Genomic DNA, 13228 nt, shown 5'->3' with positions numbered 1-13228 from the left:
TAGACTTGCTAAATTATATGCTTAAATATAAAATACCTCAGATTGTTACGTTGACCCGATATTTTATAGAATGGGCAAACAATTCCCTATAACAAAAAACTCCGAAACACTTTTAAAAAGCAGTTTCGGAGTTTTATTCTTCGAGGTACCTGGCAGATTCGAACTGCCGTACACGGTTTTGCAGACCGCTGACTAAGCCACTCATCCAAGGTACCGGTTCTTACAAGAACTCTTTATTTCTCGTTTGCGGATGCAAAGGTAGCACTTTTTTTGAAACTACCAACTATCCGCAACAACTTTTCTTCTTTTTTTTCGTCACTCCACTGCACTCCGCACGCTTCTTATCATACAAATTCTTTAGTTCACAGCCACTTGCACAACTATCACACGGATTACCATTTTCTTTGACCCGATGAGAAAAAGAATAAATACTCATGCCAATCCGCACAGCGCAGAGCAACAACAATAAGGCTACTACCCACTCCTGCCAACTATTCATCATAAAAACAGACCTCCTATCTGATAAATTGCGAAAGACATCAGCCAGGCCAGCGCAGTAGTATAAAGCCCCGCAAACACGGCCCACTTCCAACTGCCCGACTCCCCTTTAATGGCTGCCAACGTGGCGATGCACGGAAAATAAATCAGCACAAACACCATGTAACCGAAAGCCACCAGGGGCGTTATCGGAATGCGTTCACCCAAGCTTACGGCATCTGCCTCGGCATCGTCGGCATAAAGCACTCCGAGCGTGCTTACCACCAGCTCCTTGGCGCCCACGCCGGAAAGGATGCCGATGCCCAGCTTCCAGTCGAATCCCAACGGTTCGATGACCGGTTCCATGGCTTTACCAATCCGGCCGATGTAGGAATTCTCCTGCTGTTCCGTCACACTTTCATATTCATCGTGGTTGGGATAATATCCCAATGCCCAGATAACGATGGATGCCACCATAATGATGCCTCCCATCTTGCGGAGATACTGCGCCCCCTTCTCCCACGTATGGCGGAAGATGGCCTTGGACGTCGGCATACGATAAGGCGGCAGCTCCATGACAAACGGCGTATCGTCTCCTTTCACCAGAAAGCGGCAGAAAAGACGTGCCATGACCACTGCCAACAGAATGCCGATGGCATAGATTACTAACAGCACAAAGCTCGCATTGTTCGGGAAGAAGGCGCCTACCAGCAATAAATAGATGGGTAGACGAGCGCTGCACGACATCAGCGGATTGATGAGCATCGTCACCAGACGGCTCTTGCGGTTCTCAATGGTACGCGAAGCCATAATGGCGGGCACATTACACCCAAAGCCCATAATCAGCGGAATGAAAGACTTTCCATGCAGCCCCATTTTATGCATAATCTTATCCATAATGAAAGCGGCACGTGCCATATAGCCCGAGTCTTCCATCAAGGAAATAAAGAAATAGAGCAACAGAATATTCGGCAGGAAAACAATGACACCGCCCACACCTCCGATAATACCATCCACCAGAAGGTCCTTCAGCGGTCCTTCGGACATGTTGTTGCATATCAGGTCGCCCAATTCGCCTACCAGCCATTCAATCCCCTGCATAGGATAGTCGCCCAGCACAAAGGTGCCTTCGAACATCAGATAAAGGAAAAGGAAGAAAATGGGATAACCCCATACACGGTGAGTAACGATTGAGTCTATGATTTGAGTAGTGCGCGACGTATCCTGATGATTGTCCACATAGGTCTCGCGCAGGGCACCGGCTATAAAACCATACTTGGCATCGGTGATGGCCTGCTCGCTCTCCTCGTTCACCACCTCGGCAATCCGTGCCTCTTCCCGGTCGCGGACGGCAAGAATCTCCTTTCCATTGGGCAACTCTTCCACAATCTTTTTCAAGTCTTCGTCGTTCTCCAGCAACTTGATGGCAAGGAAACGCGTGGAATATTTGTGGCGGATGTTCTCATTGACGCTGATGACGCGCTTCACCTCCTCAATGCTACGTTCCAGCTCGGGACCGTGATTGATATGGATATGACGGTAGAAGCCACGCGGCTGTTCTATCTCTTCTTTATGGCTGCCGAAGTCATGGTCGGGAACATACTCCTGATGCCAGCTGCGAAGGTCACTCAATATCTCGCTGCGCATCCTGCCCTTATGGTCGAGGAAGTCGCCGCCTTCGTAAATATTGATAATCACATGGAACAGCTGTTCAATGCCTTTTCCGCTACGGCTGACCGTAGGCAACATCGGAACTCCGAACAACTGGCTGAGCTTTACATAGTCCAGCGTGTTTCCACTGGCTTCCAGCTCATCGTACATGTTCAGTGCAATCACCATGCGCACGTTCATGTCAATCAGCTGGGTGGTGAGATAGAGATTGCGTTCCAGGTTGGAAGAGTCCACAACATTGATAATGATATCCGGCGTTTCATTGATAATGTGCCGGCGGACATAGATTTCTTCAGGGGAGTAGGCCGAGAGGGAATAGGTTCCGGGAAGGTCGACAATACGGAAGTGGTAACCTTGGAAATCAAAATACCCCTCCTTGGCATCTACCGTAACGCCACTGTAATTGCCCACATGCTCGTGCGAACCGGAAGCGATGTTGAAAAGAGAAGTTTTACCACAGTTGGGATTTCCCACCAAAGCCACATTTATGGTGCGGCGTTTGCCGAGGGCCAGTTGCTTCAGCTCATCTTCGCCCAGATGCATGTTTTCGCCCAACCCCTCGTGGTAATCGGGCTGCACAGCCTGCTCCTTAGCTTCCTGCTCACTGATAATCTCTATCATCTCAGCCTCCTGCCGACGAAGAGAAATCTCATATCCCATTACTTTGTATTTGATAGGGTCGCGTAGTGGGGCATTCAGCAAGACCTCCACTGTTTTACCTTTAATAAATCCCATTTCCACAATCCGTTTGCGGAAACCACCGTGTCCCAGCACTTTTACGATTACACCTTTTTCACCGGTATTCAATTCGGACAAACGCATAGTCTTTCTGCCTTTCTTTTCTATTTTGGGGGCAAAGATAATACTTATGTCCGCAAGGCACAAATAATTTAGAATGTTTTTAAATAAGAGACACTAAACAATAATGCCCAGAAGGCAAAACACTACTTCCAGAGATACTAAATCGTAACTTCACCACACCTTTGTTCTTTTCTTACCACAGCTGTGGTAAGAAAAGAACAAAGGTGTGGTATGCATAAAACACAGCTGTGGTAAGATTAGCTTTTAGCAAATACGACCTTAGCCGATAGAGATTCTGAAAATAGATACTTGCAGATATGGCAATAAAAATCGTTTGCACTATCTTTGCACCACTCTATAGTTGAATATGCAGAAGGTAGTACAATACATCGAGCGCCACAAGCTCTTCTCGCTGGACGACAAGATACTTGTGGCACTGAGCGGCGGGGCGGACTCCGTGGCGTTGCTGCGCCTGCTCCTCAGCCTGGGATACACATGCGAAGCCGCCCATTGCAACTTCCATCTGCGCGGAGCGGAATCCGACCGCGACGAGCACTTTGTACGCCAGCTCTGCCTGGAGCACCGGGTGACGCTGCACACCGTCCACTTCAACACGGAGCAGGAAGCAAAGGAACGGCATATCTCCATCGAAATGGCTGCAAGGGAATTGCGCTACGCGTGGTTCGAAAAAACAAGGGAAGCATGCAGTGCAGCTGTCATTGCCGTCGCCCACCATCAAGATGACAGTGTAGAGACATTGCTGCTCAATCTGATTCGCGGTACCGGCATCAACGGATTGCGGGGTATACGCCCCCGAAACGGACATATAGTCCGCCCCTTGCTCTGCCTGGACAGAAAGGAAATCGTCGGTTATCTGGAAAGTATCGGGCAAGCCTACGTGACGGACAGCACCAATCTGCAGGACGAATATACCCGCAACAAAATACGCTTGAACCTGCTTCCCATGATGCAGGAGATAAACCCCTCCGTCAAGGAAAGCATCCTCAAAACGGCAGAGCATCTGGACGATGCCGCCTCTATATATAATATAGGTATAGAAGAAGCCAAACTGCGAGTCAAGACACCGGAAGGCATAAGTATCGGCGCCCTGAGGCAAGAAGCGGCACCGGAAACGGTCTTATTTGAAATTCTGCATCCGCTTGGATTCAACGCCGCACAAGTAAGGGACATCTGCCGGACATTGGACGGACAGCCCGGCAAAGTCTTTGCCACCCCCGGCTGGCGTGTCATCAAAGACCGCGGCTCGTTGTTGATAGAACCCGTACAGGAAGCCGTAAAGCCGTTATTGGAAATGAAAGAGCATCCCTATGCACCGGATTTCATGATTCCACGCGACAAAGCTACCGCCTGCTTTGATGCCGACAAACTCCAGCATCCCCTATCACTGCGCCTTTGCAGGCAGGGAGACAGCTTCGTGCCCTTCGGCATGAAAGGCCGGAAGAAGGTAAGCGACTACCTGACCGACCGCAAGTTCTCCCTTCTGCGCAAAGAACGGCAATGGGTGCTTTGCTGCGGAGATGACATCATCTGGCTGGTGGGAGAACGGGTGGACAACCGTTTCAGAATAGACGAAAAAACCCGGAAAGTGTTGGTCGTATCAACCATCGACCAGTAGCCATCACAGAATGATTCTGTCCTCCTTCTGTTTCTTGAAGCAATCGGAAAGCAATACGGCAAACGGCGTGTCATACGTGCGCGCCTTCTGCGGACAGCCTTTCACACAAGCACAACATTTGATGCATTTCTCTGCAACCGTATTGCACTCGTCTCCTTTTATAATGGCTCCTGCAGGACAATGCTTCACGCAATATCCGCAATGCGTACAACGTTCCGCATCCACTTGCGGAGTACGGGGCATAGGCACCCCACTCTTACGCAACTTGACGACTCTGCGCAAAAAGCGGAGCAACGGGAAGAAAGGCTGGCGCGGACGCTGGATACGGGTCACATCCACCCCATACAGTTTCTCCATATCTTCGGCCGCCGCAATTTTAGCACGTATTTTTTCACCAAAAAGCTTTGCATACTCCAAGTCGTCCGCATCCGGACGTCCGGATGCCACCGGATATTTCTCACTGCTATAAGAGTGCTCTCCTACAAACGTAGCACCTGCAATTACCTTGAAGCCCAACTTCGTGACAAAAGCATCCAATTCCACCAAAGCCTTCTCATAGGCCCGGTTGCCGTACACCACCACAACCACGGCAGGTGCACCGTCAGCATGAAGCTCCTTCATCCGCTCCAATGCCAAAGGAGCCACATGACCGCCATATACGGGCACCGTGATGACCGCCAAAGCATGGGAAGGCACCTCCCTTTTACCCGCCGCCTCCAAGGTGAGGTCCACTTTGGAGACAGACGAAATTCCCGTTCCGTGAACAATTGCCTCTCCCACTTGTTTAGAGGTACAAGTAGGTGAAAAAGTTATCAACTGTACTTCATCTATATTCATAAACCAATCCTTCATGTTGTTGTTAATACAGCAAAGATAAAGTTTTAAATTTAAAAAAAAGATGATTTGTTTATGAAACCAAAAATATTTATTACCTTTGCACCGTTGAAACATTCTGCGACTTCTTGCTGTGGCAAGAATTGTTTATCAGATTTCCGGTTCAATAATAAATATCCCATATAAATCATATATCACAAGGTAAACTTGCCCAAGTTGCTTCCTACAACAACTGCAACTGTGCACTTATGCCTTTCAATAAAAGTAAATTTTAAACCATTCACATATATACTGTATGTATAACATCATTCAACTGAACGACAAAAATTTGTCGGAACTACAAACTATTGCCCAAGAACTGGGTATAAAAAAAACAGACTCACTCAAAAAAGAAGAACTTGTTTACAAGATACTTGACGAACAAGCTATCGCAGGCGCTACCAAGAAAGTTGCCGCCGACAAGCTGAAGGAAGAGCGTAAAGGGGAAAAGCAAAAACGCTCGCGCGTCACTGTAAAGACCGTAAAAAAGGAAGGTGCCGACAAAGTGTTCTCAGCCAATAAAAACGGAAACCTCACCAAAGCCAAAACAGAGGAAGCACCGGCTGCGAAAGAACAACCCAAAACTGTGGAAGCACCCCAAGAACCGACCATAGAAGCTGCAACGCCGGCGCCAGCCAAAGAAGCCGCCGTACCCAAACGCAAACCGGGACGCCCCCGCAAGGTAAAGGAAGAGACTGCTGCACCCCAAGCAACGGAAACCCCGAAGGTTGCCGAACCGGAATTGAACTTCGAGGCTAAAGCTCCGAAAACAGAACCTCAGGCAGAAGCCAAAGCAGAAAAGAATATCGTACCGGACGAAAGCCCTATCCTGGCCGAAGCGGCAGATGACTTCATCCCCATTGAAGACCTCCCTACGGAAAAAATAGAATTGCCATCCGAACTTATCGGCAAATTCGAAGCGACCAAAGCGGAAACTCCCGCCACTCCCACTCCTGCCGCTGCCCCAGCCGAACCGCAACAGCCACAACGCCCGCGCCTCCGCGCCCGCGACAACAACAACCCATACAATAACAACAACAATAACAACCGCAACGGTGGCTATAACCAACAGCGCCCCGTGCAGCAGCGCCCTGCACAACCGTATAACAACGGAGAGAACTATCCCGCCGCTCCGGAACGCAAACCCGTAATAGAACGCGAGAAGACGTACGAATTCGATGACATCCTCACCGGAACCGGTGTACTGGAAATCATGCAGGATGGCTACGGCTTCCTCCGTTCCTCCGATTACAACTATTTGTCCTCACCGGACGATATTTACGTATCACAATCACAAATCAAATTGTTCGGCCTGAAAACCGGTGATGTGGTAGAAGGCGTAATCCGTCCCCCGAAAGAAGGCGAAAAGTACTTCCCGCTGGTAAAAGTATCCAAAATAAACGGACGTGACCCGGCTTTCGTACGCGACCGCGTACCGTTCGAGCACCTCACCCCCCTCTTCCCGGACGAGAAGTTCAAGCTTTGCAAAGGTGGATACTCCGACTCTATGTCGGCCCGTGTCGTAGACTTGTTTGCCCCCATCGGTAAGGGCCAGCGTGCCTTGATTGTGGCACAGCCCAAAACCGGTAAGACCATCTTGATGAAAGACATTGCCAACGCCATTGCCGCCAATCATCCGGAAGTCTACATGATTATGCTGCTCATCGACGAACGCCCGGAGGAAGTTACCGACATGGCGCGTACCGTCAATGCGGAAGTAATCGCCTCTACCTTCGACGAACCGGCAGAACGCCACGTGAAGATTGCCGGCATCGTCCTTGAAAAAGCAAAACGCATGGTGGAATGCGGACACGATGTTGTCATCTTCCTCGACTCCATCACCCGCCTGGCACGTGCCTACAACACCGTATCCCCGGCTTCCGGCAAAGTGCTTTCCGGTGGTGTGGATGCCAACGCATTGCATAAGCCCAAACGCTTCTTCGGTGCAGCACGTAACATCGAGGGCGGCGGTTCACTGACCATCCTTGCCACTGCCTTGATTGACACTGGCTCAAAGATGGACGAGGTTATCTTCGAAGAATTCAAGGGTACGGGTAATATGGAGTTGCAGCTCGACCGCAACTTGTCCAACAAGCGTATCTTCCCGGCTGTCAACATCGTTGCCTCCAGCACCCGCCGCGACGACCTGCTGCAAGACAAGCAGACACTGGACCGCATGTGGATTCTCCGCAAGTACCTTGCCGACATGAATCCGATAGAAGCCATGGACTTCGTAAAAGACCGTCTGGAGAAGACCAAAGACAACGACGAATTCCTGATGAGCATGAACAGTTAACAGCAACTGCATACAGATATTGTACAAAAGCTTCCATTTACGTTCATAAACGTAGGTGGAAGCTTTTTTTATATCCGTTTTTTCATACATTTGCCACCATACAATAACCTTGAACAAATAAAATCCAAATCTGATGAAAACGATTCACTCTTTTATGGGAATGGCATTGTGCAGCTTTCCGGTAATGGCACAGCAATCGCCCAATTTTCTTATTATCCAATGCGACCATCTGACCCAGCGGGTAGTAGGCGCATACGGTGCCGACCCCAGCTGCACTCCACCTATAGACCGAATTGCCTCCCAAGGTGTAACATTTGCCAACGCATACGTGGGATGCCCCCTCAGCCAACCGTCACGCGCTGCCTTATGGAGCGGACTGATGCCGCATCAAACCAATGTACGTTCCAACTCGGCCGAACACATCAATCCTCCGCTGCCCGACAGCATTCCGACCCTGGGAAGCCTCTTCACCGCCAACGGTTATGAGGCCGTCCACTTTGGCAAAACCCATGACATGGGTTCCCTAAGGGGATTCCGCCACAAGGAACCGGTTGCCAAGCCCTTCACCGACCCCGAATTTCCCGTCAACAATGACAGCTTTCTGGATGTAGGAACCTGCGAGGATGCCGTGGCCTATCTCAGCAATCCACCGCAAGAACCTTTCATCTGCATAGCCGATTTCCAAAACCCGCACAATATCTGCGGATATGTAGGCGAAAATAAAGGGGAGCACATAGATAGCCCCATCAGTACCCCACTCCCGCTACTACCCGAAAACTTTGAAGTGGAAGACTGGGAAAAACTTCCGTTGCCCATTCAGTACATCTGCTGCAGCCACCGGAGGATGATGCAAGCCGCCCACTGGAACGAGGACAATTACCGGCACTACGTCGCCGCCTTCCAGCATTACACGCGGATAGTGGCCAGACAGATAGAGAGTGTACTGGAAGCCCTCTACTCCACTCCCGCCGGCAAAAATACAATTGTCATTGTACTGGCAGACCACGGAGACGGAATGGGGTCACACCGCATGGTAACCAAGCAGGTCAGCTTTTACGAAGAAATGACAAATGTGCCCTTCATCATAGCCGGTCCCGGTATTCATCCCCGTCAAAAACCGGTGGAAGATTTACTGACCCAACCCACTATCGACCTGCTGCCCACTCTCTGTGAACTGGCAGGCATTCCGGTGCCTTCCTCCAAGCCCGGCATCAGCCTTGCCCCTTTCCTGAAAGGCGAGAAGCAAAAGAGACAGCACCCCTATGCAGCCTCCGAATGGCACAGTGAATACGAAGTGACCGTCAGCCCGGGACGGATGATACGCAGTCCCAGATACAAATACACACACTATCTGGAAGGCAACGGGGAAGAACTGTATGATATGCTGAAGGATAAAGGAGAAAGACGAAACCTTGCCCATGACCCCAAATACTCAAAGATTCTGGCCGAGCACCGGGCACTGCTGGACGACTACATCCGCCGCACACAGGACGACTACCGAAGCCTGAAAGTTGAAGCCGACAAGAGATGGCGCAGCCACGCACCGGGATATCCCAACCACGAAGGACCCTGCGCCAGAGACATTATCAATAGAAAGTAAGCAAAAAGAACTAAAAAAAACAGAATAATATAGATGATTATCAGTGCCTTGACCGGCACTTCCATTCTTTTCGCCCATCCCGCTGCAAGTCTTCAATAATATTCTGCTTCAAAAGAAGGCAGTTAAAGGGATTTTTTGTACTTTTGCGCCTCAATAAGAGTAATTTGTAATTTAGTAATTGTAATTAGATACTATGTTCGATAATTTAAGCGAGAGACTTGAAAGGTCGTTTAAAATTTTGAAAGGTGAGGGCAAAATCACCGAAATCAATGTTGCGGAAACCCTGAAAGACGTACGTAAGGCACTTTTGGATGCCGACGTGAACTATAAGGTAGCCAAAAACTTCACCGATACCGTTAAGGAAAAAGCCTTGGGACAAAACGTGCTGACAGCCGTTAAGCCCAGCCAGCTGATGGTAAAAATCGTACACGATGAACTGACCCAGCTCATGGGCGGCGAGACTTCTGAAATAAACCTCGACTCCAAGCCTGCCATTATCCTAATGTCCGGTTTGCAAGGCTCCGGTAAAACAACTTTCTCCGGAAAGCTGGCCCGCATGCTGAAGAGCAAGAAGAACAAAAAGCCGTTATTGGTGGCTTGTGACGTGTACCGTCCTGCCGCTATCGAGCAGTTGCGTGTACTGGCTGAACAGATTGACGTACCGATGTACTCGGAACCGGACAGCAAAAATCCGGTAGCCATTGCCCAAAATGCCATCCAAGAAGCCAAAGCCAAAGGTTACGACCTTGTAATTGTCGATACAGCCGGTCGTCTGGCAGTGGATGAGGAGATGATGAACGAGATTGCCGCCATCAAGAAGGCCATCAATCCGGACGAGATTCTGTTCGTAGTGGATTCAATGACCGGTCAGGATGCAGTGAATACCGCTAAGGAATTCAACGAACGGCTCGACTTCAATGGTGTAGTATTGACCAAACTGGATGGTGATACCCGCGGTGGTGCCGCCCTTTCTATCCGTTCGGTGGTAAACAAGCCCATCAAGTTTGTAGGTACCGGTGAAAAGCTGGATGCCATCGACCAGTTCCATCCCTCACGTATGGCCGACCGTATTCTCGGTATGGGTGACATCGTATCTTTGGTGGAACGTGCGCAGGAACAATATGACGAGGAAGAAGCCAAACGCCTGCAAAAGAAGATTGCCAAGAACCAGTTCGACTTCAACGACTTCCTGAGCCAGATTGCACAAATCAAGAAAATGGGTAACTTGAAGGAACTTGCCTCCATGATACCGGGCGTAGGCAAAGCCATCAAGGATATAGACATTGACGACAATGCCTTCAAGAGCATTGAAGCCATCATCTACTCCATGACTCCGGAAGAACGCAGCAATCCGGCCATTCTGAACGGTTCACGCCGCCAGCGCATTGCCAAAGGTAGCGGTACGAATATTCAGGAAGTAAACCGCCTGCTGAAACAGTTTGACCAGACCCGCAAGATGATGAAGATGGTCACTGGCAGCAAGATGGGTAAGATGATGCCGAAACTTAAAAGATAAGATAACAGCCTATGACACTGATTGATGGAAAAGCAATTTCAGAGCAAGTAAAGCAAGAGATTGCAGCAGAAGTAGCCGAAATAGTGGCTCGTGGGGGTAAACGCCCGCATCTGGCCGCCATTCTTGTAGGACACGATGGAGGTAGCGAAACCTACGTTGCCGCCAAAGTAAAAGCATGCGAAGTTTGCGGATTCAAGTCCTCACTTATCCGTTACGAGGCAGACGTTACCGAAAAGGAACTGCTCGCCAAGGTACGCGAATTGAACGAGGATGCGGATGTGGACGGTTTCATCGTACAGCTTCCCTTGCCCAAGCATATCTCCGAGCAGAAAGTGATTGAAACCATCGACTACCGCAAGGATGTGGACGGCTTTCATCCCATCAACGTGGGACGGATGTCCATTGGCCTTCCCTGCTATGTATCCGCTACTCCCAACGGTATCCTCGAACTGCTGAAGCGCTATCAGATAGAGACTTCAGGCAAGAAATGCGTGGTATTGGGACGCAGTAACATTGTCGGCAAACCCATGGCTGCCCTGATGATGCAGAAGGCTTATCCCGGCGATGCCACAGTGACCGTATGCCACAGCCGCAGCAAAGACCTGGTAAAGGAATGCCAGGAAGCGGACATCATCATTGCTGCGTTGGGACAACCGAACTTTGTTAAGGCGGAAATGGTCAAGGAAGGCGCTGTCGTTATTGATGTAGGTACTACCCGTGTGCCCGATACCTCCAAGAAATCCGGATTCAAGTTGACCGGTGATGTGAAATTCGACGAAGTAGCTCCCAAATGTTCATTCATTACCCCCGTACCGGGAGGCGTAGGTCCCATGACCATCGTTTCCCTTATGAAGAATACATTGCTCGCCGGCAAGAAAGCAATCTACCAATAACAAGGCGATGAAAACGCTCGCCGTCTTCATTGTTGTCCTACTGTATAGCGTAACCCTTTCCTCGCAGGAAAGGATTACGCTATTATTTGTCGGCGACCTGATGCAGCACCAGGCACAAATAGACGCTGCACATGTATCTGAAGGAAAATATGACTACTCCTCCTGCTTCTCCCTCATAAAAGAGCAAATATCCCAGGCAGACCTCGCCATAGGAAATCTGGAAGTCACATTGGGGGGCAGGCCCTATCGGGGCTATCCTATGTTCAGCGCCCCCGATGAATATCTTCAGGCCATAAAGGACGCCGGATTCGATATTTTACTGACAGCCAACAACCACTGTCTGGACCGTGGAAAAAAGGGAATGGAGCGTACCATACAATTGCTTGACTCCTCCGGTATTCGTTACGCAGGCACCTACAAGAATCTGTCGGAGCGCAGGCAACGCTATCCCCTGTTCATCAACAGAAACGGCTTTCGCATTGCCCTACTCAACTATACTTACGGCACCAATGGTATCAAGGCTACCTCTCCCAATATCGTAAACTATATTGATAAGAATACCATCCTGCAAGATATCCAAAGTGCCAAGGCACGCCAACCGGATGCCATTATTGCCTGCATGCATTGGGGAGAGGAATATCAGTCCCTTCCCAACCGTGAGCAACGCGAACTGGCCAACTGGTTGCTCCAACAAGGCGTAACACATATTATCGGTTCACACCCTCACGTCATTCAACCGATGGAACTACGTACCAACGGTACCGAACAGCACATCATAGTCTACTCCTTGGGAAACTTCATTTCCAATATGAGCAAGGCTAACACTGACGGCGGCCTCATCTTCACTTTGCAGTTGGAGAAACATCCTCTCCCCCAACCCATCCGTCCCTCTTACACCGGTCAGAGTCAGACGCCCCTGCCAGACTCCAATCCTCTGCCTTTTCCATACTGTCGTGTTTCCTATTGTGGATATAATCTGGTCTGGACCGGCCGGCCGGAACTTACTAAAGAAAAAAATTACATTCTTTATCCTGCCAGTTTTCCTACAGAACATTTAACGCCGGAAGCTCGTAAACACCTGGAAATCTTTGTCAAAAGCTCTCGAAAGCTGCTCCAGCAGCACAATATAGGTATCTACGAGAAGAAAAAATAATGCAGAAATCTCAAAAAATTTCGTCTCATTCTTTGCAATATTAAAGATTATCCCTATCTTTGCACCGCATTTAAGAAATGCACTAACATGGTGGCTGTAGTTCAGTTGGTTAGAGCGTCAGATTGTGGTTCTGAATGTCGTGGGTTCGAGTCCCATCTGCCACCCGCAAAGAAGAGGAAATTCGAAAGAATATTCCTCTTTTTTTGTTATTGTCCAAACAATCCCCCAAAGGGAGGCAACGTGGAATCAATGTAAAAAAGGGTCAACGTAACAATCTGAGGTATTTTATATTTAAGCATATAATTTAGCAAG

General features: G+C 49.3%; 9 protein-coding genes and 2 tRNA genes. 7 read left to right on the top strand and 4 right to left on the bottom strand.

Annotated elements, in window-relative coordinates:
• Positions 1–143: 143 nt before the first annotated feature.
• The 3 genes from DWY55_RS20870 to feoB form a co-directional block, all read right to left on the bottom strand.
• Positions 144–215 (bottom strand) — tRNA-Cys (locus tag DWY55_RS20870).
• 68 nt (positions 216–283) lie between these two features.
• Positions 284–499: a hypothetical protein gene (locus tag DWY55_RS22445; protein ID WP_369739527.1), complete on the bottom strand. Its 216-nt coding sequence runs from the start codon at positions 497–499 to the stop codon at positions 284–286.
• Positions 499–2970 carry a ferrous iron transport protein B gene (gene feoB, locus DWY55_RS20860; RefSeq protein ID WP_008664930.1) on the bottom strand — a complete coding sequence of 824 codons (2472 nt, stop codon included), beginning with the start codon at positions 2968–2970 and terminating at the stop codon, positions 499–501. Before feoB ends, DWY55_RS22445 begins: the two co-directional genes overlap by 1 nt.
• A 346-nt stretch (positions 2971–3316) precedes the next feature.
• On the opposite strand from feoB, the gene tilS reads away from it, so the two are divergent.
• Entirely contained in the window at positions 3317–4585 is a 1269-nt protein-coding gene (tilS, locus tag DWY55_RS20855; protein ID WP_005832470.1) for a tRNA lysidine(34) synthetase TilS, read from the top strand.
• A gap of 3 nt (positions 4586–4588) precedes the next feature.
• Here tilS and DWY55_RS20850 read toward each other — a convergent pair whose 3' ends face one another.
• Positions 4589–5422, bottom strand: a complete 834-nt coding sequence (locus tag DWY55_RS20850) for a 4Fe-4S binding protein (protein ID WP_025834852.1) — start codon at positions 5420–5422, stop codon at positions 4589–4591.
• A gap of 292 nt (positions 5423–5714) precedes the next feature.
• On the opposite strand from DWY55_RS20850, the gene rho reads away from it, so the two are divergent.
• The 6 genes from rho to DWY55_RS20820 all read left to right on the top strand — a co-directional run bounded on the left by rho (position 5715) and on the right by DWY55_RS20820 (position 13080).
• Positions 5715–7754, top strand: coding sequence for a transcription termination factor Rho (rho, locus tag DWY55_RS20845; RefSeq protein ID WP_022402008.1), 2040 nt, complete (start codon positions 5715–5717; stop codon positions 7752–7754).
• A 133-nt stretch (positions 7755–7887) separates the two neighbouring features.
• Complete coding sequence (locus DWY55_RS20840; RefSeq protein WP_005831557.1) at positions 7888–9354, top strand: sulfatase; 1467 nt, start codon at positions 7888–7890, stop codon at positions 9352–9354.
• Between the two features lie 193 nt (positions 9355–9547).
• Positions 9548–10870, top strand: a complete 1323-nt coding sequence (ffh, locus tag DWY55_RS20835; RefSeq protein WP_005831559.1) for a signal recognition particle protein — start codon at positions 9548–9550, stop codon at positions 10868–10870.
• 11 nt (positions 10871–10881) lie between these two features.
• Complete coding sequence (gene folD, locus DWY55_RS20830; RefSeq protein ID WP_005831560.1) at positions 10882–11763, top strand: bifunctional methylenetetrahydrofolate dehydrogenase/methenyltetrahydrofolate cyclohydrolase FolD; 882 nt, start codon at positions 10882–10884, stop codon at positions 11761–11763.
• Positions 11764–11770: 7 nt separating this feature from the next.
• Complete coding sequence (locus DWY55_RS20825) at positions 11771–12916, top strand: CapA family protein (RefSeq protein WP_005831561.1); 1146 nt, start codon at positions 11771–11773, stop codon at positions 12914–12916.
• Between the two features lie 90 nt (positions 12917–13006).
• A tRNA-His gene (locus tag DWY55_RS20820) sits at positions 13007–13080 on the top strand.
• Positions 13081–13228: the final 148 nt, after the last annotated feature.

It is taken from the genome of Bacteroides sp. AF25-38AC, assembly GCF_003602995.1.
Taxonomy (GTDB): domain Bacteria; phylum Bacteroidota; class Bacteroidia; order Bacteroidales; family Bacteroidaceae; genus Bacteroides; species Bacteroides uniformis.
Note: the sequence above shows the minus strand (reverse complement) of the source record. Positions and strands in the feature narration are given on the sequence as shown.